25 protein-coding genes and 2 other annotated features are annotated in these 22,974 nt (G+C 42.5%); of the genes, 22 read left to right on the top strand and 3 right to left on the bottom strand.

The annotated features are described in order from the left end of the window. Window positions 1-13 precede the first annotated feature (13 nt). Together AKG37_RS03095 and ysxE are read left to right on the top strand one after the other, a co-directional pair. A complete protein-coding gene (locus tag AKG37_RS03095) occupies window positions 14-1,300 on the top strand; it encodes a LysM peptidoglycan-binding domain-containing protein (RefSeq protein ID WP_060697515.1) in 1,287 nt (428 codons plus the stop codon). A gap of 37 nt (window positions 1,301-1,337) precedes the next feature. Further along, window positions 1,338-2,369 (top strand): spore coat protein YsxE, encoded by a 1,032-nt coding sequence (ysxE, locus tag AKG37_RS03090; RefSeq protein WP_060697514.1) that lies wholly within the window; start codon window positions 1,338-1,340, stop codon window positions 2,367-2,369. A 47-nt stretch (window positions 2,370-2,416) separates the two neighbouring features. On the opposite strand, the gene AKG37_RS03085 is transcribed toward ysxE, so the two are convergent. Continuing rightward, window positions 2,417-2,605, bottom strand: coding sequence for a hypothetical protein (locus AKG37_RS03085; RefSeq protein WP_003216497.1), 189 nt, complete (start codon window positions 2,603-2,605; stop codon window positions 2,417-2,419). 168 nt (window positions 2,606-2,773) lie between these two features. Next, window positions 2,774-3,003 (top strand) — a binding site (T-box leader). Window positions 3,004-3,062: 59 nt separating this feature from the next. Between AKG37_RS03085 and AKG37_RS03080 the strand changes: the two genes are divergently transcribed. From AKG37_RS03080 to pheA, 20 genes are all read left to right on the top strand, one after another. Beyond that, a complete protein-coding gene (locus AKG37_RS03080) occupies window positions 3,063-5,705 on the top strand; it encodes a valine--tRNA ligase (protein ID WP_060697513.1) in 2,643 nt (880 codons plus the stop codon). A 65-nt stretch (window positions 5,706-5,770) separates the two neighbouring features. Next, complete coding sequence (locus AKG37_RS03075) at window positions 5,771-7,075, top strand: bifunctional folylpolyglutamate synthase/dihydrofolate synthase (RefSeq protein WP_060697512.1); 1,305 nt, start codon at window positions 5,771-5,773, stop codon at window positions 7,073-7,075. A 147-nt stretch (window positions 7,076-7,222) separates the two neighbouring features. After that, window positions 7,223-7,954 (top strand): prepilin peptidase, encoded by a 732-nt coding sequence (locus AKG37_RS03070; RefSeq protein ID WP_060697511.1) that lies wholly within the window; start codon window positions 7,223-7,225, stop codon window positions 7,952-7,954. A 157-nt stretch (window positions 7,955-8,111) separates the two neighbouring features. After that, window positions 8,112-9,128 (top strand): SPOR domain-containing protein, encoded by a 1,017-nt coding sequence (locus AKG37_RS03065; RefSeq protein ID WP_237697581.1) that lies wholly within the window; start codon window positions 8,112-8,114, stop codon window positions 9,126-9,128. Window positions 9,129-9,305: 177 nt separating this feature from the next. Continuing rightward, on the top strand, window positions 9,306-9,875 hold the full coding sequence (locus AKG37_RS03060) for a Maf family protein (RefSeq protein WP_060697510.1): 570 nt from the start codon (window positions 9,306-9,308) through the stop codon (window positions 9,873-9,875). Between the two features lie 48 nt (window positions 9,876-9,923). Continuing rightward, a complete protein-coding gene (gene radC / locus AKG37_RS03055; protein ID WP_060697758.1) occupies window positions 9,924-10,598 on the top strand; it encodes a RadC family protein in 675 nt (224 codons plus the stop codon). A 90-nt stretch (window positions 10,599-10,688) separates the two neighbouring features. Further along, on the top strand, window positions 10,689-11,708 hold the full coding sequence (locus tag AKG37_RS03050) for a rod shape-determining protein (protein ID WP_060697509.1): 1,020 nt from the start codon (window positions 10,689-10,691) through the stop codon (window positions 11,706-11,708). 27 nt (window positions 11,709-11,735) lie between these two features. Then, the gene (mreC, locus tag AKG37_RS03045) at window positions 11,736-12,635 is read left to right on the top strand and encodes a rod shape-determining protein MreC (RefSeq protein WP_060697508.1); all 900 of its coding nucleotides are present in this window, start codon (window positions 11,736-11,738) and stop codon (window positions 12,633-12,635) included. Next, on the top strand, window positions 12,632-13,150 hold the full coding sequence (mreD, locus tag AKG37_RS03040; protein WP_060697507.1) for a rod shape-determining protein MreD: 519 nt from the start codon (window positions 12,632-12,634) through the stop codon (window positions 13,148-13,150). The genes mreC and mreD overlap by 4 nt, the downstream gene beginning before the upstream one ends. A 54-nt stretch (window positions 13,151-13,204) precedes the next feature. Then, window positions 13,205-13,888: a septum site-determining protein MinC gene (gene minC / locus AKG37_RS03035; protein ID WP_060697506.1), complete on the top strand. Its 684-nt coding sequence runs from the start codon at window positions 13,205-13,207 to the stop codon at window positions 13,886-13,888. Between the two features lie 2 nt (window positions 13,889-13,890). Further along, window positions 13,891-14,694 (top strand): septum site-determining protein MinD, encoded by an 804-nt coding sequence (gene minD, locus AKG37_RS03030; RefSeq protein ID WP_007501531.1) that lies wholly within the window; start codon window positions 13,891-13,893, stop codon window positions 14,692-14,694. A gap of 185 nt (window positions 14,695-14,879) precedes the next feature. Then, window positions 14,880-15,671, top strand: a complete 792-nt coding sequence (locus AKG37_RS03025; RefSeq protein ID WP_060697505.1) for a M23 family metallopeptidase — start codon at window positions 14,880-14,882, stop codon at window positions 15,669-15,671. Next, the gene (locus AKG37_RS03020; RefSeq protein WP_060697504.1) at window positions 15,664-16,533 is read left to right on the top strand and encodes a M50 family metallopeptidase; all 870 of its coding nucleotides are present in this window, start codon (window positions 15,664-15,666) and stop codon (window positions 16,531-16,533) included. The genes AKG37_RS03025 and AKG37_RS03020 overlap by 8 nt, the downstream gene beginning before the upstream one ends. Before the next feature lie 66 nt (window positions 16,534-16,599). Next, window positions 16,600-16,672: a sequence feature (ribosomal protein L21 leader region), on the top strand. Between the two features lie 12 nt (window positions 16,673-16,684). Next, window positions 16,685-16,993, top strand: a complete 309-nt coding sequence (gene rplU / locus AKG37_RS03015) for a 50S ribosomal protein L21 (protein WP_003216781.1) — start codon at window positions 16,685-16,687, stop codon at window positions 16,991-16,993. A gap of 14 nt (window positions 16,994-17,007) precedes the next feature. Continuing rightward, window positions 17,008-17,346 (top strand): ribosomal-processing cysteine protease Prp, encoded by a 339-nt coding sequence (locus AKG37_RS03010; RefSeq protein WP_060697503.1) that lies wholly within the window; start codon window positions 17,008-17,010, stop codon window positions 17,344-17,346. Window positions 17,347-17,358: 12 nt separating this feature from the next. Beyond that, window positions 17,359-17,643 (top strand): 50S ribosomal protein L27, encoded by a 285-nt coding sequence (rpmA, locus tag AKG37_RS03005; protein WP_003216586.1) that lies wholly within the window; start codon window positions 17,359-17,361, stop codon window positions 17,641-17,643. Between the two features lie 256 nt (window positions 17,644-17,899). Continuing rightward, window positions 17,900-18,493: a sporulation initiation phosphotransferase B gene (locus tag AKG37_RS03000; RefSeq protein WP_060697502.1), complete on the top strand. Its 594-nt coding sequence runs from the start codon at window positions 17,900-17,902 to the stop codon at window positions 18,491-18,493. Window positions 18,494-18,514: 21 nt separating this feature from the next. Continuing rightward, window positions 18,515-19,801, top strand: a complete 1,287-nt coding sequence (gene obgE, locus AKG37_RS02995) for a GTPase ObgE (RefSeq protein WP_060697501.1) — start codon at window positions 18,515-18,517, stop codon at window positions 19,799-19,801. Between the two features lie 55 nt (window positions 19,802-19,856). Then, entirely contained in the window at window positions 19,857-20,300 is a 444-nt protein-coding gene (locus AKG37_RS02990; protein ID WP_059375694.1) for an ACT domain-containing protein, read from the top strand. An 18-nt stretch (window positions 20,301-20,318) separates the two neighbouring features. Then, window positions 20,319-21,197 carry a prephenate dehydratase gene (gene pheA, locus AKG37_RS02985; protein ID WP_060697500.1) on the top strand — a complete coding sequence of 293 codons (879 nt, stop codon included), beginning with the start codon at window positions 20,319-20,321 and terminating at the stop codon, window positions 21,195-21,197. 24 nt (window positions 21,198-21,221) lie between these two features. Here pheA and AKG37_RS02980 read toward each other — a convergent pair whose 3' ends face one another. Together AKG37_RS02980 and AKG37_RS02975 are read right to left on the bottom strand one after the other, a co-directional pair. After that, complete coding sequence (locus AKG37_RS02980; RefSeq protein ID WP_060697499.1) at window positions 21,222-21,764, bottom strand: transcription repressor NadR; 543 nt, start codon at window positions 21,762-21,764, stop codon at window positions 21,222-21,224. Between the two features lie 3 nt (window positions 21,765-21,767). Continuing rightward, window positions 21,768-22,910, bottom strand: a complete 1,143-nt coding sequence (locus tag AKG37_RS02975; protein ID WP_060697498.1) for an IscS subfamily cysteine desulfurase — start codon at window positions 22,908-22,910, stop codon at window positions 21,768-21,770. Window positions 22,911-22,974: the final 64 nt, after the last annotated feature.

The following is a 22,974-nucleotide window of genomic DNA, read 5'->3' as shown; positions in this document are numbered from 1 at the left end:
GGAGGACACCGACTTGTCTCAAAACAATCGATTACAGTTTTCGGTAGAAGAATCCATTTATTTCAAAAGCGGACAGGAAGTCAGTGAGCTGCTGTCAATTTCTCTCGATCCTGACATTCTCGTTCAAGAAGTGAATGATTATGTTTCCATTAGAGGTTCACTCGAGCTAACAGGAGAATACAACATAAATCAAGAGGAGCTATTGGGTGAATTGAGTTCCTATCCATCATACAGGGAAGCTGATGAGGTAAAGGTAAGAGAAGACGGAACGGCGGAGCTTCTGCATCAATTTCCGGTCGATATCACCATCCCGAAGAACAAAATTAGTCATTTAAATGATGTGTTTGTGTTTATTGATGCGTTTGATTACCAGCTGACAGAGAATCGTTTGCTCACCATTCAGGCTGATCTAGCAATTGAGGGTTTGTTAAACGAGGAACAGCCTCAAGCGCCTGTAGAGGAGCCGTATGAATTTGTCCATCGTCCTGTAGAGGAATATGGCGATGTGACCTATGAATATGAGGCGCTGCCGGAACATGAGGAGCAAGAAGAGCTACAAAGTGATGAGCATGAGAATGATCAGGAACAGCCTGTATTACAACACGACATGCGCGCCGAGCAAGAAGAACACGAGGAACTGGAAGAAGAGGAAGAAGAAATTGATATAGAGCTGGTGAGCAGGGAAGAAGTGGAGGAAGACGAACCAGAAGAGCTGGAAGAAACGGATAACCATGAAGAAGCAGTGACGCTTGGTTATCGATCCTTTCCTGAAGCTCAGGTGCAGGAACCGCCATTTTTTGAACCGCCTAAGCTCTTAGAAGAAGAGGAGCGGGATGATACGTTCTTTGAAGTGGAAGTGAGAAAAGATCCGGAAGCTACCGAAGAGCAGGAAGAAACGGTACAGTCGTATCCGGCATTTGAATCACCTGCTTATCAAGTAGAGCCAGAGACTGAGCAAGAGGTGCAGGAGGACGAATATCAGCTCGGGCGGTTATATGAACGGGAAGCACCTAAAATATATGAGTCAGCTCAAGAAGAAGAGCCTGAAGAAGACGTGAGAGAAACGTCTGGCAGTGAGAACTCTCTTTATTTAACAAAGCTGTTCGCTAAGCAGGAGGAGGAAGATTTTTCTCGCATGAAAATATGTATAGTGCAGCAAGAAGATACGGTCGATCGTATTTGTGAGAGATATCAGTTGAATGTGCAGCAGCTTCTTCGCACGAACTCATTATCGATTGATACGGAGCTTGAGGAAGGGCAGATTCTTTATATACCTGAATATCAAAAAAGCAATGCATAGCAAGCGATGACTGACCGAGAAAATGTGGTGAGTGAACGTGGATGAAATCCAATCTGTCTTATACGAATACGGACTTGAGGCTGAATACATTGAACCTGTCAGTCCTGCTGTCGTCAAGGTCTATACAAAGCAGGGTGTATTTGCCCTAAAGCAAGTCAAAGCGAACAGGCATATGCAATTTACAGAGCAAATGCTTGAGCTAGAATCAAAGGGGTATCGCTCCTTTGTACCGATTTATCGGACGAAGAGCGGTTCCTTTTTCTCAAGTCATCGGGAAAGCCAGTTTGCATATTATCTTATGCCGTGGCTGACGAATGAAAAGAGAGAAGAGCAGGACGATAAGCATGAATATTTATTTCAAGAGATTGCTAGACTTCATAAGCGGACTGAAGTCATGATGGATATTACAGAGCAAGAAATAGAAGCGCACTACTCACAAATCAAGACCAAATGGGAAACTGAGAAAGACATGTATGAACGATTTATAGAGCGGGCAGAACAAACGTGGTATATGTCGCCATTTGAGCTGGCCGCGGCTATGTATTTTTCAGAGGCGATGTCTGCCAGTGAGTTTGCGCTTGAACGTTTAGAGGATTGGCATGAAGAAATGAAAGACCAAGAGACAACACGTGTTGTGCTAAATCATGGGCAGCTGTCGATCCATCACTTTTTGTATAATGATGTAGGGACAGGACATTTCACCAATTTTGAGCGGTCTAAAAAAGCCGCTCCCATTTATGATCTTCTGACCTTTTACTTTCGTACATTCAAAACCTATCCCACGTCTTGTCCTGAATGCACTTCTTTATTTTATACGTATCAAAAAGGAAATCCTCTTCGAGAGGAAGAACTGCACTTGTTCCTAAGTTACCTTGCTTATCCGCAAGGTTTGTTTGATACTGTAAAAGCTTATGAAGCAGGCGGACAGGATGAAATGGAAAGCTGTCAGCAGCTGTTAAGAGCGTATTGGCAGATGAAAAATTCAGAGCCGACCGTCATGAAGATTCACGAGATTGAGCAGGCTAGACGGCTTGAAGAAGAACAAAGTGCCTCGTCATCCGCAGAATGACGAGGTTATGTTGCGTTGACTTTATACTCCGTACATAAGCATGTGTGTTAAAACCAATCAAGATGAAAGGCACAGGCGAGAAAAATCAGAATACCTAGAATGAGGACGTCGAATGTCGTGGGGAAAATAATCGTACGAAACCCTTGAAAGATAGCAATCGGGAGAACGACTTGGGAGGCAACTGCCCGTATTTGTCTCAGCCAGGGGGGGAGTGTATAAGGATTAATCTTCTTCAAGTCAAACGCCCTCCTTCTTCATTTTGTTATTATCATATGGGCAAAAAGGCAAAGGGTGCCTGCCCAATTTGTATAAAGAAGAAGAAAAGCGGAAAAGATGATTGACGAAAACAAAAGGCATTTAGTAATATTAATAAAAGATGAGTATGTGCTGATGAACGTGATATATCGTAAGCGTGGATCAGGAAGAGTACAAGCAAGACCCTAAAGAGAGGGAAGCCAAGAGCTGAAAGGTTTCCTAGGATGTACTTGTTTGGAAGGTCGCCTGTGAGCTTAATTTCTTGAATGAACAAGTAGAGAAATTCGGGAGAACCCCGTTATCCTTTAGAGTGTATGGGACACGTGTATGTGTCTCATGAAAAAAGGTGGTACCGCGAAAAAGCTTTTTCGTCCTTTTATAAGGATGGAAAGGCTTTTTTTATGTTTCATCAGCCGATAAAATGTGGAGGTTACACAAATGGGAACAAATAATCAGGAAATGCCAACAAAGTACGATCCAAATGCGATTGAAAAAGACCGCTATACGTACTGGCTTGAAGGAAAATTCTTCGAAGCACAAAATGACAAAACGAAAGATCCATATACAGTCGTCATTCCTCCACCAAACGTGACAGGAAAACTGCATCTTGGGCATGCATGGGATTCAACCCTTCAAGACATCGTGACACGTATGAAACGGATGCAGGGCTATGACGTTCTTTGGCTTCCAGGTATGGACCATGCTGGTATTGCCACTCAAGCAAAAGTAGAGGCAAAGCTCCGCGAGGAAGGCGTAAGCCGTTATGACCTTGGCCGGGAGAAGTTCGTGGAAGAAACGTGGAAGTGGAAAGAAGAATATGCGGACTTTATTCGCAGCCAGTGGGCGAAAATGGGTCTTGGCCTCGATTACTCTCGTGAACGTTTTACACTAGATGAAGGTCTAAATAAAGCCGTTCGACAAGTGTTTGTCCAATTGTATGAAAAAGGGCTTATTTATCGCGGCGAGTACATCATTAACTGGGATCCGGCGACGAAAACGGCACTTTCTGATATTGAAGTGATTTATAAGGATGTTCAAGGTGCGTTTTATCACTTGAGATATCCGCTTTCAGATGGAACAGGTTCAATTGAAATTGCGACGACAAGACCTGAAACGATGCTAGGTGATACAGCTGTTGCCGTCCACCCTGAAGACGAACGCTATCAGCATTTGATCGGAAAAACAGTGGTTTTACCAATTACAGGCCGCGAGATCCCAATCGTTGGTGATGACTATGTCGATATGGAGTTTGGTTCAGGAGCTGTGAAAATTACACCTGCTCATGACCCGAATGACTTTGAGCTAGGAAACCGTCATGAGCTAGAGCGTATTCTTGTCATGAATGAAGATGGCACAATGAATGAAAATGCACTGCAATACAAGGGAATGGACCGCTTCGAATGTCGCAAGCAGCTTGTGAAGGATTTACAAGAGGAAGGTATTTTGTTCAAAATTGAGGATCATATGCATTCAGTTGGTCATAGTGAGCGCAGCGGAGCTGTCGTTGAACCTTATTTATCTACACAATGGTTTGTGAAAATGCAGCCGCTGGCAGACGAAGCCATTCACCTGCAAAAAGGGGACGACCAAGTTCAATTTGTTCCAGACCGATTTGAAAAAACATATTTACATTGGATGGAAAATATCCGTGACTGGTGTATTTCTCGTCAGCTATGGTGGGGACACCGTATCCCGGCTTGGTATCATAAAGAAACGAAAGAAGTTTACGTTGGGCTTGAAGCACCAGAAGATATTGAGAACTGGGAGCAGGACAACGATGTGCTTGATACATGGTTTAGTTCAGCGCTTTGGCCTTTCTCTACAATGGGCTGGCCGGATGCAGACAGTGAAGACTTCAAGCGCTACTATCCAACAAATCTACTTGTAACAGGCTATGATATCATTTTCTTCTGGGTATCCCGAATGATCTTCCAAGGTCTTGAATTCACAGGAGAAAAACCGTTCAAAGATGTCCTCATTCATGGGCTCATCCGTGACGAACAAGGACGTAAAATGAGTAAGTCGCTTGGCAACGGAATTGATCCAATGGAGGTCATCGATAAATACGGAGCGGATTCATTAAGATATTTCTTAGCGACTGGAAGCTCACCAGGTCAGGATCTTCGCTTTAGCTTTGAAAAGGTTGAATCCACTTGGAACTTTGCGAACAAAATTTGGAACGCTTCGCGTTTTGCTCTAATGAATATGGATGGCTTAACGTATGATGAGCTTGATTTGACAGGAGAAAAATCAGTTGCTGACCAATGGATTTTAACTCGTTTAAATGAAACAATTGAAAGTGTCACACAGCTTGCTGATAAGTATGAATTCGGTGAAGTGGGCAGACATTTATACAACTTCATTTGGGATGATTTCTGTGATTGGTATATTGAAATGGCGAAGCTTCCGCTTTATGGAGAAGATGAAGCAGCGAAGAAAACCACTCGTTCGATCCTTGCGTATGTATTAGATCAAACGATGAGACTTCTTCATCCGTTTATGCCGTTCTTAACAGAAGAAATCTGGCAGCATCTACCGCATGAAGGCGAATCTATTACTGTTGCGGCATGGCCTGTAGTGAAGCCGGAGCTTTCAAACGAGCAAGCTTCTGCTGATATGAAGCTACTTGTTGAACTCATTCGCTCTGTTCGTAACATTCGTAGTGAAGTGAACACGCCAATGAGCAAACAAGTTGAACTTTATATTAAAGCTTCTACAGCTGACGTGCAGGAACGTTTAGAGAAAAATCGTTCATATATTGAGCGCTTCACAAACCCAAGTGTTCTTGAAATCGGCACAGCTGTCCCAGCTAGTGATAAAGCGATGACAGCTGTCATTTCTGGAGCAGAACTCATTTTGCCGCTTGAAGGTTTAATCAACTTAGATGAAGAAATTGCCCGTCTGCAAAAAGAGCTTGATAAGCTGACAAAAGAAGTAGAACGAGTACAGAAAAAGCTTGGCAACGAAGGCTTTATGAAAAAAGCACCTGAAAGTGTCGTAGAAGAAGAGCGTGCGAAAGAACGTGATTATGTCGCAAAACGCGAAGCTGTTCAAAAGCGTATTGAAGAGCTGAAAGCATAAGGTTGAAAAGACGGCTCCTAATGAAAGGGAGTCGTCTTTTTTGAAAATTTCCTATGAAATGAGAGATGACATTGTTTACAACCTATCATGAAGCCATTGAGTGGATTCACAGCAGACTGGCCTTTGGCGTAAAGCCGGGTCTTGAACGAATGAAATGGCTGATGAACAGATTAGGAAATCCGGAACAAAACATAAAAGCAGTACATGTTGCAGGTACTAATGGTAAAGGATCAACCATTGCGTTTACGCGTTCTGTTTTACAGGCAGCCGGCTATTCAGTCGGAACCTTCACCTCTCCGTTTATATTAACGTTCAATGAAAGAATCAGCGTGAACGGAACGCCTATAGAGGATAAAGAATGGCTGAGTTTGGTGAATGAGATTAAGCCCTTTGTTGATGAATTAGATCAAACAGAGCTTGGTGCAGCAACAGAATTTGAAATCATAACAGCGTGTGCATTTGCTTATTTTGCTCATGTGCACCAAGTAGACTTTGTCCTATTGGAAACAGGACTTGGCGGAAGGCTTGATTCTACAAATATTGCAGTGCCGATCTTAACAGCGATTACGTCGATTGGTCATGATCATATGGCTATTCTAGGTGATACACTTGAACAGATTGCCGCTGAAAAAGCGGGCATTATCAAAGAGGGGATTCCGATGATCACGGCAGTTCACCAGCCGGAAGCTCTAGCGGTTATTCAAAACACAGCAAAAGAAAAGAATGCTGAATGTATCTCATTATATGATACTTGCATTTTTGATGAGCAGCAGCCAACCGAAACAGGTGAACGGTTCACGTTACGCACATCAAAAAGGCAGTATCGACAGCTTGAAACGGGGTTGATTGGAACGCATCAAAGGCAAAATGCTTCCCTTGCTGTTTTACTCATTGAATGGCTGGAGCATGAAGGCCATATAAGCGTGACAGAAGAGCAAATGTATGAAGGCATTCGGCAGGCAGTGTGGGCTGGAAGATTTGAAAAGGTCAAAGATCATCCACCAGTTTATTTAGACGGTGCTCATAATGAAGAAGGGATCGACCGTTTAATTGAAACCGTACAGGCTCATTTTTCTAGTAAACAGGTGCATGTATGTTTTAGTGCTTTAAAAGATAAGCCGTACAAACAAATGATTCAAAAACTTGAAGCTATTAGTTCTTCTATCCATTTTGTTTCATTTGATTTTCCAAGAGCTGAATCAGCAGAAAAGCTATATGCATGCAGTCAGTTAGAAGCGAAGTCATATGATGATGATCCTCATGAAGTGCTAGAATGGATTCAGAAAAAAAGTGATGATCCTTCAGCAGTAATCCTTGTGACCGGCTCCCTTTATTTTATTTCAGATATACGAAATCGTATGATCGGGTAAGAAAAAGACGCAAATGGCTTTAATGCCTTTTGCGTTTTTTTCTTTTCAAGTGTAGAAGAGAGGCGAAATCATATTTTCGCTATGTGCTCAATGAATATCGCTCATGGTAAAATCCGTCTATCTTATTCTCAGAAGGAGCTGCGATATATGATGGGTATTTTTGTGTTTCTTGCAGGCATCACGATGGGATCGTTCTTTCACCTTGTGGGCGAAAGGCTGCCAGTGCAGCGGTCCATACTTTTTCCACGTTCTCACTGCATAGCATGTAAACAGCCTCTTTCCCTCCTCGAGATGATTCCGCTGCTTTCATATGCCATACTGAAGGGGAATTGTAAACATTGCGGCATTCGGCTGTCTTTCCTTTATCCAATGGTTGAACTGCTGTCAGGCAGTCTTTTTTTGCTCATCTATAGAATCGCTGGTGTTTCATTTGAAAGTCTTTTTCTTGTGATTCTTTGTAGTTTATTCGTGATTGCTGTCGTGAGCGATCTTCTTTATATGAGGGTGCCAAACGAGCTGTTTCTCTTCTTTTTTCCTCTTTTCGTCATATACCGCACGATTGACCCACTTCTTATTTGGTGGGAAGGAGCGGCTTCGCTTCTTTTTTGCTTTCTTATGTTCTATAGTTTAGAACGTTTCAAGCCAAATAGCATGGGCGGAGCTGATATGAAGCTGTTTGCTGTGCTGGCATTTTGCTTTGGCTTCAAGCCATTCCTTCTCATTCTTTTCCTCTCATGTATTACTGGATTGGTCCATGCAAAGGTTTTTTCCTTTCGGTTAGATGAGCCATTTCCTTTTGTTCCTGCAATCTCTTTATCCTTTTGGCTGTATCTTTTCGGAGCTCAAGTCATGCTCCCATTCGCTGGATCGACCGGATGAAAAAATTGGCGAACACTTTTTTTCCGTGCCGACAAAAGTCTTGTTCTTTTTTTTAATCGCTATGTTAAAGTGTGAAACAGAAAGAAGGACGGGTTACATTCGCACTGATTCATTGGACAAAAAGGTCTTTCTTACAAACAATGTCAGAAAGCGGGGAATGACAGTGAAAAAAAGGCAGTCAAAAAAACAAGGGTTAAAGGTCAATATTAATGGCAAAGAAGAAATGCTCCATGAAGATGATCACAAGCCGCTAAAACAGCAGGAGGATCAAGTGACGTTTTCGAATTGGGAGGAGAAAAGGCAGTCGGAACAGGAGACAGCGGCTTCTCAGGAGGATTCGTCTAAACCGAAAGAAGAAGATTTTCAGTGGGATGATGCAGCCGATCATATTTATCATTCTGATCCAAAGGTCGTCACGCCTTATCAAAAGAAAAAAGGCTCCTTTGATCAGAAATTCGGTAAAAACCGGGGCCCCTTCAAGAGAGTGATGACAACGATAGTTTTTGCAGTGGTTCTTGGGACAGGCCTTGGTGTGTTTGCGCTTAGTTTAAGCAAGGATGGTACACCAACGAATCCATCTGGTGGAGATATCAGTGTTTCAGCATCTGGGAACGAAACGTCGATGAAAGCGGGCGGGGATACGTCGTCAGCGGGTACTACTGATGAATCAAAGGAGAACAAAGATGAAAAAAGTGCCTCTGGCCATTTTTCAACCTTTGTCGTACAGGCTGGAAAGTTTTCTTCTGAAAAAGGAGCAGATGAATTAGTTGGCAGTTTAAAAGAAGCAGGGTATGCGGGGAAAAAGGTCTCAATGGATGATGGCTATTATGTCATTGCAGGGCTTGCAACCGAACAGGGCATGACAAGTGCTGTTGGGAAGAAGCTGATTGATCAGCACTTTGAGGCGTGGGGCGGTAAGGAGCTCTCGTTTCAAGTGCCAGATGAGCTGATTAGTTTAATAGAAAAGGCATCTGTATTATCCTCTAAAGTGATTGCAGGAGATGATGTGGATCAAAAAGATGTCACCCAGCTGATCTCTGAGCTTGAAAGTGCCAAAACAATGGACGCACCAGCTAAAAGCAGTTTGCTGAAAGCGGTGCAGCTGCTAAATGAACCTACAGCTGAAAATGGATGGAAATCTCAGCAAGCACTGCTTGATCAATTAAATACGTAAAATCATTTTTTAAGAAACCAAACTAGTCAAAAAATGACTAGTTTTTTTCTTTTGCATCCAACATAATGATGAAGGAACATGAAAATTGGATTTTCGTAAATTGTCGGTAAGATGTACATTTGATAGGATGAATGGGTATCTTACTTCTTAGGCTAAACCCTGAAAGGATGAACAAACATGAACCGATTGATTCTCGCATCTCAATCACCTAGAAGAAAAGAATTGCTTGATCTAGCAGGGTTTTCTTATGATATTCAAGCAAGTCAATTAAAAGAAGAAATAAATCGAAACCTTTCACCTGCAGAGAACGTCCAATGGTTGGCAGAACAAAAAGCAAATGATATTCACACATTACATCCCGAAGCTGTGATCCTTGGTGCAGATACGATTGTTGCAATTGAGGGCAAATGTCTTGGGAAACCAAAAGACAAGGAAGAAGCGGCATCAATGCTTCAATTATTGTCAGGAAAGACACATCAAGTCTTGACGGGTGTCACGATTCAGTCAGAGAATAGAAAAGAAACATTTTATGAACAGACAGAAGTGACATTTTGGACCCTTACACAAAATGAAATCGACCGTTATATTCAAACAGGAGAACCGCTTGATAAAGCAGGAAGCTATGGCATTCAAGGAAAAGGCGCCCTATTTGTTCAAAAAATAGACGGTGATTATTTTTCCGTTGTAGGTCTCCCTATTGCCAAAACAGTTAGAGTGCTCGAAACATTTGGAATCACCCCTTTTTGATGACAGGAAGGAATTCTAAAAGGAGTGGGCATCATGAACGATTTCCCTATGCTGTTAAAGCATTTTCCTCAAAATGAAAAGCCGAGAGAACGATTGATTAAATATGGTCCCGGCAGTATGTCAAACCATGACCTTGTTGCCATTATTTTAAGGACAGGCACAAAAAAGGAATCAGTTCTCCAAATTTCCGCAAGACTTCTGCAAACTTTTGGCGGTCTTCGCTCTTTAAGAGAAGCCTCAATTGAAGAAATGTCGAAGATTCGAGGAGTTGGCAAGGCGAAGGCGGTCTCTCTTTTAGCTGCTTTAGAGCTCGGCACTAGATTACACCATCAAACGACGGACAACCGCTATGTGATCCGCACACCAGAGGACGGCGCAAACTTTGTGATGGAAGATATGAGATTTTTGACACAGGAAAATTTCGTTTGTTTATATCTGAATACAAAAAATCAGGTTCTTCATAAACATACCGTGTTTATTGGAAGTTTGAACTCATCCATCGTTCACCCGCGTGAAATTTTCAAAGAGGCCTTTAAACGTTCGGCTGCTTCATTTATATGTGTGCACAACCATCCATCTGGAGATCCTACGCCAAGCAGGGAAGATATTGAAGTCACACAGAGACTATTTGAATGTGGAAAGCTGATTGGAATACAGCTGCTTGATCATCTTGTCATAGGTGATCAAAAATTTGTGAGTTTGAAGGAAAAAGGGTATTTGTAACACTTTTTTTTTCAATGTTTTACGATATAATAGAGTTTATGAGTTTTTCCCTAAAGGGAATTTTGGTTTAAGAAAGGAAGATACATACATATGTTTGGAATTGGTACAAAAGACCTTGGAATAGATCTTGGAACAGCGAATACGCTTGTTTTTATTAAAGGAAAAGGCATTGTTGTGAGAGAACCTTCGGTCGTAGCCTTGGAAACTGATACGAAGTCTATAGTGGCAGTCGGAAATGATGCTAGAAACATGATTGGCCGTACACCTGGAAATGTTGTGGCACTGCGCCCAATGAAAGACGGAGTCATTGCAGATTACGAAACGACAGCAACAATGATGAAATATTACATTAATCAAGCATTAAAAGGCAAAGGGCTTTTTGCTCGTAAACCTTACGTGATGGTATGTGTACCATCTGGTATTACAGCTGTAGAAGAGCGTGCGGTCATTGATGCAACAAGACAAGCTGGTGCACGTGATGCATACCCTATTGAAGAGCCATTTGCTGCGGCAATCGGTGCTAACCTGCCTGTATGGGAGCCAACAGGAAGTATGGTTGTGGACATTGGCGGCGGTACAACAGAGGTAGCGATTATTTCACTTGGCGGCATTGTGACATCACAATCGATCCGCGTTGCAGGAGATGAAATGGACGATGCGATCAGCAGCTACATCCGTAAAACGTATAACCTGATGATCGGTGATCGTACGTCAGAAGCGATTAAAATGGAAATCGGTTCTGCGCAGTCTGACGTACATGATGAGATGGACATTCGTGGACGTGACCTTTTAACGGGTCTGCCAAAAACGATTTCTATTACGGCAGAAGAGATCGCAAAAGCGCTTCGTGATACGGTGGAAACAATTGTCGATGCAGTGAAAATGACACTTGAAAAAACCCCTCCTGAGCTTGCTGCGGATATTATGGACCGCGGAATCGTTTTAACAGGCGGTGGTGCATTGCTGCGTAACCTTGACAAAGTCATTAGTGATGAAACGAAAATGCCAGTCATTATTGCTGAAGACCCGCTTGACTGTGTGGCGATCGGAACAGGGAAAGCACTAGAGCATATTCATTTGTTCAAAGGAAAATCAAAAGATAATCGATAATCGGGCGTAATTAAAGAGGTGTAAGACATGCCGCAGTTTTTTATGAATAAAAGATTAATGTTGCTCCTTGTCTGTGTCATCGTACTGGTGGCCATGATTGGTTTTTCAGTGAAAAGCGGCAGAGGTGCTTCATGGCCGGAAAAATTAGTGGGGGATACGACAGGCTTTTTTCAAGGTGTCTTTCATAAACCATCACAATTTATTGCCGGTATTTATGGAAACGTACAAGATTTAAAGAACACATATGATGAAAACGAGCGTCTTCGAAAAAAACTTGATGGACAAACCCAATATGAGGCGAAACTTCAAGAACTAGAAGATGAGAACAAAAAGCTTCGCAAGCAGCTCGGATATGTGAACTCTATTCGTGACTACACGCCAATTCTATCAACAGTTATCGCAAGAAACCCGTCTCTTTGGGATAGCTTTGTGATGATTGATAAAGGGAAAAAACAAGGCGTTGACAAAGATATGGCGGTCACAAATGAGAGTGGTGCGTTAATTGGGAAAATTGAAAGTGATAAGCTCAACAATTTTACTTCGACTGTAAGGTTGCTAAGCTCTACTGACCAAAATAATAGAATTTCAACGAAAATTTTTGCGAAAAAGGGCAAAGAAGAACTCAATGGAATCATTAACGGTTATGACAGCAAGAAAAAAATGCTGACAATGAATATTTTGAAATCCGATGCAGATGGAGATGTCAAAAAAGGAGATCTTGTTGAAACATCTGGAGCAGGGGGCGTATTCCCGCAAGGCTTGACGATTGGTAAGGTGAGTGAAATAGAACCAGACCATTATGGCCTGACAAAAATCATTTACGTAGAACCAGCGGCTGAACTCAACAATTTAGACCGCGTGATTGTGGTGAATCGCAGCACAAGTACGGCAGATGCATCTGTATTGACGAAGGAGGAAGGCTCGTGAAACGTGTCCTTCTTGCTTTCGTGATGTTGTTTATCTTCGTATTTGACAGTATTTTTGTCGATTTAGTGAAGCTCCCATTTGTTTCGGAGAATCAAATTTTAGCTCCTCATTTCATTTTACTCGCACTTGTATTTATGACTGCTTTTGTGAATCAAAAATATGGTGTGATTTACGGATTTATCTTTGGACTTTTATATGATATTTCATATACAGGCATACTTGGTGTTCATATGTTTGGCTTTGGGGCGCTTTGCTATTTGCTGGCAAAAGCTTTTAAAGTGCTGCAAACGAACATTTTAGTCGTCGTCTTTCTGTCGATTATTGCTGTTTCTGTGATGGAGTTTTATGTATACGGCGTTCAAGCGACCATTCAACCAGGGATTATGCCGTTTAATACGTACGTCATCGAACGCTTTATTCCAACGATTCTTTTAAATACTGCTGCGTCTCTCATACTTGTTGTGCCGCTAAGGCTCTTTTTCATCCAGGTGAAACAAGGACTGATCGACGAATAAAAGCAGGAGTTTGTCCAATTACGGCGAAATGAGTATGTTGTTGAGGTGAGCATCTTGAAAACTCAAAAACAGCAATATGTGACGATAAAAGGTACAAAAAACGGATTAACATTACAGTTAAATGATGACTGTTCGTTTGATGACCTTCTTTCTGGCTTGCGAGAGGTTCTTTTACTTGAGCAATACACAGATGGAAGAGAAGGACATAAAGTCAATGTGCATATTAAGCTTGGTTTTCGTTATTTAACAGAGGATCAGGAGACACAGTTGACTGAAGCGGTGTCTGAAAATGAACACCTCGTCATCCACTCCATTGAAAGTGACGTCATGTCAACTGAAGAGGCGAAACGGTTAAAAGCAGAGGCGGAAATTACCTCTGTAGCAAAAATTGTACGCTCTGGACAGGTGCTGTATGTCGAAGGAGATCTCTTATTAATAGGAGATGTCAATCCTGGAGGAACAATCCGTGCAGGGGGAAATATTTTTGTTCTCGGCGCATTAAAAGGTGTGGCGCATGCTGGATGTAATGGCAACAAACAAGCTGTCATTGCAGCATCGCATATGATTCCAACACAGCTTCGCATCGCACAAGTTTTTAACCGTGCACCAGACCAAAAAGAAGATGGAAATGAAATGGAATGTGCTTATTTAGATATAGATGGCAATATGATCATTGAACGCCTGCAGCAATTGGCTCATATAAGACCTAATCTGACAAGGCTTGAGGGAGGAATGTGAAATTGGGCGAGGCTATTGTGATTACCTCAGGAAAAGGCGGCGTTGGCAAAACAACAACATCTGCAAACTTAGGCACAGCACTAGCAATTCAAGGGAAAAAAGTGTGTCTAGTTGATACCGATATCGGCCTTCGGAATCTGGATGTCGTGATGGGGCTGGAAAACCGCATTATTTATGATCTAGTTGATGTAGTAGAAGGAAGATGCAAAATTCATCAAGCGCTTGTAAAAGATAAGCGTTTTGAGGATCTTTTGTATCTTTTACCTGCTGCTCAAACAAGCGATAAAACGGCTGTAGAGCCAGAACAGATCAAAGAATTAATTCAATCATTGAAACAAGACTTTGATTATGTTGTCATTGACTGCCCTGCTGGAATTGAGCAAGGCTTTAAAAATGCTGTATCTGGAGCAGATAAGGCGATTGTCGTGACGACGCCCGAAATTTCAGCTGTGAGAGATGCGGACCGAATCATCGGCTTGTTGGAACAAGAAGATATCGAACCGCCTCGTTTGATTGTTAACCGTATTCGTACACACATGGCGAAAAATGGCGATTCAATGGATGTGGATGAAGTTGTGCATCACTTATCAATTGATCTACTGGGCATAGTAGCAGATGATGATGATGTGATTAAGGCTTCAAACAATGGTGAACCGATTGTCATGGATGCTAAAAACAAAGTGTCGATTGCGTATCGCAATATTGCCCGCCGCGTACTAGGCGAATCTGTACCGCTTCAATCATTTGAAGATGAAAATAAGGGAATGTTTGCAAAACTAAAAGCATTTTTTGGTGTAAGAGCATAAACACTTCTGCGTGATAGGAAACCTTTTCAGTTTAGGAAGGACGAGCACCGGAGCTGACCTTACGCCGAATGCGAGTGTTTGTCTACATGCTGAGACCGATTCGATGAGAATCGGTCTTTTTGTTGCATATCAGATGAGGTTGTCACATAAAATGTACAAATTGTTTGTATGTAAAGGGTGATCTCATGAAAAGAGTGGACGAGTACCGAAAGAAAATCGCGCAGCGCCGCAAAACGATAAAGCCAGCTGCTCCCCCTAAAAAGGCGGCTTTCAAGAAAAAAGAAGATATTCCGCCATGGGTTATGCTGACCGACGAAGAAAAGCATTCTGGTTCAACCTCCTATGAATCAGCGACTCACCAGCCAAAGAAATACCGTCATCCCTTATTTAACCCCAATACCTTTGTGCTTAAATGCTTATTATCTGCGTCCCTTGTGTTGATTACAGCCATTTCATTTAAAGGTCAGGCAGGTCCGTTCGAGCAGCTGAAGCCGATGATTACTCAGACCTTTGAGCAAGATTTTCAATTTGCAGCTGCCAACCGCTGGTTTGAGAAGACTGTTGGACATCCGTTAGCCTTTTTAACCGAGAAAAAGGATGGCCAAAAGGATGTACAAGCGAATCAAGAGCTGGCTGTACCCGCTTCAGGAAAAGTGCAGGAATCTTTTACGCAAAATGGTGCAGGGGTCAAAGTCGAAACATCGGCGGAAGCTATTGATAGTATGAAGGAAGGCTACGTGGTCGAGGTGAAAAAGAAAAGTGATACAGGGCTTACCGTGGTGGTGCAGCATGCGGATAACAGTTATAGCTGGTATGGTCAATTAAAGGAAGCGGATGTGGCCTTATACGATTTTGTCGATAAGGGTGAAAAAATTGGCCAGATTTCGCTTGATGATCAAGGGAAGGGCACATATTACTTTGCTATTAAGCAAAATGAACAGTTTATCGATCCTATTCAGGTGATGACCTTTGAATAGATGGCTGCTCATGCTGTCGAAAATTCACATTCATCCGCTGCTGTGGATTGTGATGGCGTTTGCGATTCTGTCAGGTCAAATCAAGCCGCTGCTTTGTCTACTCATCATCGTCTGTGTCCATGAACTTGGACATGCGGCGGCTGCCTGCTATTATCATTGGCGTATTCGGCGGATTTTTTTACTTCCATTTGGCGGAACGGTGGAAGTAGAGGAACATGGAAACCGTCCGCTAAAAGAAGAGTTGGCGGTCATTTTGTGCGGGCCGCTACAGCATGTCCCGCTTCAGCTCATGGCATGGCTTTTTATGGAGGCTTCTCTTATCTCGCACGATGTCTTTACGATGTTCACTTTTTATAATATGGCGATTGTCCTTGTGAACCTTTTGCCCATTTGGCCGCTTGATGGCGGAAAATTATTCTTTTTGCTCTTATCAGCTTATTACTCTTTCCAACGTGCACATGCCCTTGCCATAAAAGGTTCATTTGTCTTTTTTGGTCTATTGACAGCAGGGCTGCTTTTGTTTGCTCCGCTTCAGTTTAATGGCTGGGTGCTGCTCACTTTTTTAGCCTATTCACTCGTGATGGAGCATAGGCAGCGGCATTATGTCAGGGTCCGCTTTTTACTAGAACGGTATTACGGTAAAAAAGAGCAAAAGGTAGAAAAACTCATCCCGCTGAAAGCTAGTGCTGAGGAAAAAGTATATGAAGTGATGGCACGATTCAAAAGGGGCTGCAAGCATCCGATTATTATCGAAAGAGATGGCGTGAAGATGAGTCAGCTTGATGAAAATGAGCTGCTCCATGCATATTTTTCAGATCGAAGAACCACCTCCTCAATAGAAGAGCTTCTTTTACCGTACTAATGGTGAAAATACATTGACATTCTGCGTCTAGTTTGATATATTTTTTAATGTTATGGATATGTAGCACCCGTGCTACAACCGCGCGGAGCAGGTGTAAAGAGCTTATAGCCCCCTGTATTCGGCGAGTCTGAGTTTATTAGGAGGTGCAGAGATGTACGCAATTATCGAAACTGGTGGTAAACAAGTAAAAGTTGAAGAAGGTCAAACTGTTTATGTTGAAAAACTAGCTGCTGAAGCAGGTGAAACAGTAACTTTCGAAAACGTATTGTTTGTCGGCGGAGACACTGTCAAAGTGGGTAACCCTTCAGTTGCTGGAGCAACAGTAACGGCTAAAGTTGAAAAACAAGGTCGCGGTAAGAAAATTACTGTGTTCAAGTACAAACCGAAGAAAAACAACCACAAGAAACAAGGTCATCGTCAACCTTACACTAAAGTTGTTATCGAAAAAATCAACGCTTAAGGCGTGTGAGTGATATGATCAAAGCAACCATTACTCGGTCATCAGCAGATGAAAGCATTACGTCTTTTCAGATGACTGGACATGCCGAGTTTGCTGAAAAAGGTCAGGATCTCGTTTGTGCAGGTGTATCTGCGGTTGTTTTCGGCTCAGTCAATTCAATTATTGCACTGACAGGATTGGACCCACTGCTCGATATTGGTGAGGAAGGCGGCTATTTCTCTTTTGAATTGCCGGCTGATACAGATCCAGTATCCTTTGAAAAAGCCCAGTTGCTTTTAGAAGGCATGGTCGTTTCCTTAGAGACAATCGAACGAGATTATCACGATTATGTGAGAATATCAACAAATAAATAGGAGGTGAACTTCATGCTTAGATTAGATCTTCAATTTTTCGCATCTAAAAAAGGGGTAGGTTCTACAAAGAACGGACGTGACTCTGAGTCTAAACGTTTAGGCGCTAAACGTGCTGATGGTCAATTCGTAACTGGTGGTTCTATCCTTTATCGTCAACGTGGAACGAAAATCTATCCAGGTGAAAACGTTGGACGCGGAGGCGACGACACTCTTTTCGCTAAAATCGACGGAACGGTTAAATTCGAACGTTTCGGTCGTGACCGTAAAAAAGTGAGCGTATATCCTGCGGCACAATAATTGCTAAAAACTCCGGTCATTGACTGGAGTTTTTTTCACTTTTTACAAGTAATACCGAAGATGAAAAAGAAGATGCACTCCATAAATATCAAAGAACGTTTGCTGACTTTGCCTCATTTTCTCCTATACGATCAGAAAAAACAACCTTTCCTCACATAACTAGTGTTTTTCTATGCTGTCTTCTCTGTTATAATTCAGGGAGACATATTGATGATAAGACTCCTAAAAGAGAGACCAAACGATTGGGAGTGCGATAATGGAAGAGATACCAAGTAAAGAAAACGAAAAATTAACTCACGTTGCATTAACAAATGAATTGATCCATCTGCTCAGTCGTTCAAGACACGACTGGATGAATAAATTACAGCTGATCAAAGGCAACTTGACTTTAGAAAAATATGACCGCGTGTTTGAAATTATAGAAGAAATGGTCATTGAAGCACAGCATGAATCCAAACTCTCAAATTTAAAAATTCCCCAATTGGCCTATTACTTTCTAACATTTAATTGGGAGTCGCATTTTATCACCTTAGAATATGAAGTGCTTGGTGAAACCCGAGACTTATCAGCATATGAATCGCAGCTGCTAACGGTATCACAGGAGTTGTTTTCGATATTCGATCAATCAGTTTGCCAAAAAACTGAAAATCATTTAACGGTCACGTTCCAAACAGATCATGAAGTGAATGATGTGATCTTATATTTTGATTTTAAAGGAAAATTAACAAGTTTGGATGCGTTAAATGCGTTTCATGACGCAAACTATCCATGTATGAGTATAACGCAATTTCATGTGACAACTCATGAGTCCATGATTGAGCTTTGTTTGGGGCAAGAACGAGATATGTGATGCAGAGAAACGGAGGAAGTTATGTTTGTAGATCAGGTTAAAGTGTATGTTAAAGGCGGTGACGGCGGAAACGGTATGGTGGCGTTCCGTCGTGAAAAGTATGTACCGAAGGGCGGCCCAGCAGGCGGCGATGGCGGAAATGGTGCAGATGTTGTATTTGAAGTAGACGAAGGACTTAGAACGTTAATGGACTTTCGTTATAAGCGTCATTTCAAGGCTGATCGCGGCGAGCATGGAATGAGTAAAAACCAGCATGGCCGAAATGCGGAAGAAATGATTGTCAAAGTTCCCCCGGGTACGGTTGTAACAGATGCAGAGACAGAACAAGTACTAGCTGACTTAACCGAGCATGGGCAGCGGGCAGTCATTGCCAAAGGCGGACGTGGCGGACGTGGAAATTCACGCTTCGCAACACCGGCAAACCCTGCACCACAGCTGTCTGAAAATGGTGAGCCAGGTAAAGAACGTGATGTCATTTTAGAATTAAAAGTACTTGCAGATGTTGGACTTGTTGGTTTCCCAAGTGTCGGGAAGTCGACGCTGCTTTCCATTGTCTCTTCTGCGAAACCGAAAATCGCAGATTATCATTTTACAACGCTTGTGCCAAACCTCGGAGTTGTTGAAACAGACGATAACCGAAGCTTTGTCATGGCGGATCTGCCAGGACTTATTGAAGGAGCGCACGAAGGCGTTGGTTTAGGTCATCAATTTTTACGTCATATTGAGCGTACACGTGTCATTGTCCATGTCATTGATATGTCTGGACTTGAAGGACGTGACCCATATGAAGACTACGTGACGATTAATGAAGAGCTTGAGCAATACAATATGAGATTGACAGAGCGTCCGCAAATCATCGTCGCAAACAAAATGGACATGCCAGATGCAGCTGATAATCTAGCGACATTTAAAGAAAAATTAACGGATGACTATAAAGTGTTCCCGATAAGTGCGATCACAAGAGAAGGGCTTCGTGAGCTCTTATTTGAAATCGCCAATCAGCTTGAGACGACACCAGAATTCCCGCTCTATAATGAAGATGAGCTGTCAGATAACCGCGTGATGTACAGGTTTGATGAGGGAGATGCACCATTTGAGATTTCAAGAGATCCTGATGGCACGTTTGTCTTAACGGGTAAAGCACTTGAGCGACTGTTCAAGATGACAGATTTCTCAAGAGATGAGTCCGTGAAACGATTCTCTAGACAACTGCGCGGAATGGGTGTCGATGATGCCTTGCGTGAGCGTGGTGCAAAAGATGGCGATATCATTCGTCTGCTTGAATTTGAATTCGAATTTATTGATTGATCAAAAGGAGGGTCCAGTCCATGGACTCTCCCGTTTTTAAAAGGGGAGAAAACAGGTGAAAGAAGAAACGTTCTATTTAGTAAGAGAGGATGTACTTCCAGATGCGATGCGAAAAACGCTTGAAGTCAAAAAGCTTCTCGATCGCAAAAAAGCGGATTCAGTTGCCGATGCTGTTCAAAAAGCGGATTTAAGCCGCAGTGCTTTTTATAAATACCGAGATGCTGTTTTTCCATTTTATACAATGGTGAAAGAGCAGATCATCACATTGTTTTTCCACCTTGAGGATCGGTCTGGAGCTCTGTCAAGGCTGCTTCAAATTGTAGCTGACTCTGGCTGTAATGTGTTATCCATTCACCAAACGATTCCGCTGCAGGGAAGAGCAAATGTCACCTTATCAATCAGCACGGCTGGTATGGCAGATGATATCAATACCGTCATGAATCATTTAAGAAAGCTTGAATTTGTCGAAAAAGTCGAAATTCTAGGTTCTGGGGCGTAAAAGGAGAGATCATAGCAGATGAAGCAATTAACTGTAGGTTATTTTGGACCAGAAGCAACATTTACTCATTTGGCCGTATGCTCTTGCTTTCCAAAAGATGCAGTGCAGCGGGCTTATGCAACGATTCCGCAATGTATGGATGCTGTGTCAAAGGGCGAAGTAGATTTGGCGGTCGTTCCACTTGAAAATGCACTCGAAGGATCTGTGAACTTAACGATTGATTATTTAATTCATGAAGAAGCGCTGTCCATTGTTGGTGAAATGACAGCACCGATTCGGCAGCATTTGCTTGTCCATCCGTCAAGAGCGGAGAGCTGGGAGTCATTAGATGTCATTCAATCACATCCTCATGCGATTGCCCAGTGTCATCAATTTCTGAAAAAGCATTATCCCCATATTCCGCACCGGCCAGTGGAATCAACAGGCTATGCAGCGAAATACATCAGTGAGCATCCAGATGAAGCTGTAGGGGCCATTGCTAATGAGATTGCCGCAAAAACGTATGGTTTGACGATTGCGAAAAAAGATATTCATGATTATCCGCACAACCATACACGCTTTGTGATTTTACATAAAGATCCTAAGGCGTCGTACCCAATGAACTCTGGTTTTTCATCAAAGCCAAAAACGACCATTGTGGTCAGTCTGCCAAAGGATGACCAATCAGGCGCATTGCACCGCGTGCTATCTGCTTTTTCTTGGCGGAACCTCAATTTGTCAAAAATTGAATCTCGTCCGACAAAAACAGGTCTTGGACACTATTTATTTATTATTGATATTGAAAAAGAAATGGATGAGGTCCTAGTCCCTGGAGCGATTCAAGAATTAGAAGCAATTGGCTGTGAGGTTAAGCTGCTCGGCAGCTACCAAACATATGAATTAACGAATGAAAAATAGTGTCCTCACGGGGACACTATTTTTTTAGTCTTTTATTAAAAACCCGGCGTCATCCAGCGCTTGGATGGCTTGGTCAAGCTGCTTTTGGCTGTATGAGGTGAGGGTATGTAAGTGCACGCCGTCAGTTAGTTCTGACAAGTAGGACGCGCCGGTATGAGAAATATGATGAACGAAATCAGCGACTTGTTTCCGTGTGCTGACACGAATAGAGGCTGTGAGCTCGCCGTAAACAGGGTGCTCAATGATCACATCTTTCACCGTTACACCAAAGTCTACAATCAAGGTCAGTTCCTCTTCTGTCCGAACAGGATCATGCTTACAGGCGATGATTTGTTCAATTTCTCTTTCTGGCGCATGCTGCGATGCCATATACACATAGCCTTGGCTTGTGGCAATAATGGGTTCGTTTTTTGCTTTTAATAATGAAATATCTTGTACAATGACTTGTCGAGAGACAGCCGCTTTTTTAGCTAAAAAGCTGCCGGTAAGCGGTGTGTCTGTTTCTTTCAGCCACTCTAAAATGGCGGTTCTTCTTTCCTCGCCAATGAGTTTCCTCTCTTGCTCCACGTCCTATGCTCCCTTCTTCTCCTTTTGCAAATGCTCAAATGTATGCAAAAGCTGATCGATGTCATCTTGTGATGACTGCCATCCAAATGATAATCGAATAAATTGAAGAGCATCACGATCTGATAAACGCAATGCCTTCACAGCAGGGGAAGGATGATGATAACCAGAAGCACATGCGCTTCCAGTTGATACACAAATCCCATGCCGGTTACATGCTAACATTACATATTGTCCTTCAAACCCTTCAAAAAAACAACCAATAATATGAGGCAGCATGCGGCGATTGTCATTATCCTGAAGTGTCCGAACAGGAAGCTTCCTTAATTTGACCTGCTGAAGAAAATAATCACGAAGCTGCTCATCTAATGTATGCTGCTCATCTAGCCTAAGCATCATTTGTTCGCTCGCGGCAATAAAAGCACCGATGCACGGAACATTGACTGTTCCAGGACGTAAGCCATTTTCCTGAACTGCACCCGCATATAAAGGCTTCCAAGGAACTTGCGTGCCCATATAAACGGCACCAGCGCCCTTAGGAGCATACACTTTATGACTAGAAATGGACACGGCATCGACCCCAAGCTCCTTAATCGACACACGAATCTTTCCAAATGTTTGCACAGCATCTGTATGAAAAAGAATGTTCCTTTCTTTTAAAAGAGGCGCTAATTCTGCAAGTGGCTGGATAATCCCTGTTTCTGAGTTTGCATGTTGAATAGACACTAGTCCTGTTTCAGGCAAAATTGCTTCTTTGAGAATGTCCTCTGTAATGATCCCATCTTGATTCGGTTCAATGATTGTGACCTTCACGCCAAGACGTTCTAAGCTGCTTACCGCATGATGAACAGAAGGGTGCTCTACGGAAGTTGTGATGACATGTTTTTTATGTGCTGGCAGCCCATTTGTGATGGATTGAATCGCAAGGAGATTGGATTCAGTTCCGCCGCTTGTAAAGTAGACTCCGTTTGGTTCGCCCTCAATCATGGCAGCAAGTGATTGCCTGCTGTAAGTCAATATGTCATGTGCTTTTCCCCCAGCATCATGAAGACTGCTTGCATTCCCATAGCAATCTTTACTTAGCTGCTGAAAAACATGCAGTGCTTCCTCTGAAACGGGTGTAGAAGCAGCGTAATCTAAATAAACCAACTCATCCATCTCCTATGATAAAATTTTTTCTTGTATTTATTGTAGTGTTGTGTAATGATATGTG

The organism is Bacillus australimaris, from assembly GCF_001307105.1.
Taxonomy (GTDB): Bacteria; Bacillota; Bacilli; order Bacillales; family Bacillaceae; genus Bacillus; species Bacillus australimaris.
The sequence above is the reverse complement of the archived record's forward strand: the minus strand, read 5'-3'. Positions and strand labels throughout refer to the sequence as shown.

Excerpts from the sequence above, each read along its gene's own strand:
- AKG37_RS03080 (WP_060697513.1), top strand. The coding sequence starts at position 3,063 with ATGGGAACAAATAATCAGGAAATGCCAACAAAGTACGATCCAAATGCG.
- AKG37_RS03075 (WP_060697512.1), top strand. The coding sequence starts at position 5,771 with ATGACATTGTTTACAACCTATCATGAAGCCATTGAGTGGATTCACAGC.
- AKG37_RS03070 (WP_060697511.1), top strand. The coding sequence starts at position 7,223 with ATGATGGGTATTTTTGTGTTTCTTGCAGGCATCACGATGGGATCGTTC.
- AKG37_RS03065 (WP_237697581.1), top strand. The coding sequence starts at position 8,112 with ATGACAGTGAAAAAAAGGCAGTCAAAAAAACAAGGGTTAAAGGTCAAT.
- AKG37_RS03060 (WP_060697510.1), top strand. The coding sequence starts at position 9,306 with ATGAACCGATTGATTCTCGCATCTCAATCACCTAGAAGAAAAGAATTG.
- radC (WP_060697758.1), top strand. The coding sequence starts at position 9,924 with ATGCTGTTAAAGCATTTTCCTCAAAATGAAAAGCCGAGAGAACGATTG.
- AKG37_RS03050 (WP_060697509.1), top strand. The coding sequence starts at position 10,689 with ATGTTTGGAATTGGTACAAAAGACCTTGGAATAGATCTTGGAACAGCG.
- mreC (WP_060697508.1), top strand. The coding sequence starts at position 11,736 with ATGCCGCAGTTTTTTATGAATAAAAGATTAATGTTGCTCCTTGTCTGT.
- AKG37_RS03025 (WP_060697505.1), top strand. The coding sequence starts at position 14,880 with ATGAAAAGAGTGGACGAGTACCGAAAGAAAATCGCGCAGCGCCGCAAA.
- rplU (WP_003216781.1), top strand. The coding sequence starts at position 16,685 with ATGTACGCAATTATCGAAACTGGTGGTAAACAAGTAAAAGTTGAAGAA.
- AKG37_RS03010 (WP_060697503.1), top strand. The coding sequence starts at position 17,008 with ATGATCAAAGCAACCATTACTCGGTCATCAGCAGATGAAAGCATTACG.
- rpmA (WP_003216586.1), top strand. The coding sequence starts at position 17,359 with ATGCTTAGATTAGATCTTCAATTTTTCGCATCTAAAAAAGGGGTAGGT.
- AKG37_RS03000 (WP_060697502.1), top strand. The coding sequence starts at position 17,900 with ATGGAAGAGATACCAAGTAAAGAAAACGAAAAATTAACTCACGTTGCA.
- obgE (WP_060697501.1), top strand. The coding sequence starts at position 18,515 with ATGTTTGTAGATCAGGTTAAAGTGTATGTTAAAGGCGGTGACGGCGGA.
- pheA (WP_060697500.1), top strand. The coding sequence starts at position 20,319 with ATGAAGCAATTAACTGTAGGTTATTTTGGACCAGAAGCAACATTTACT.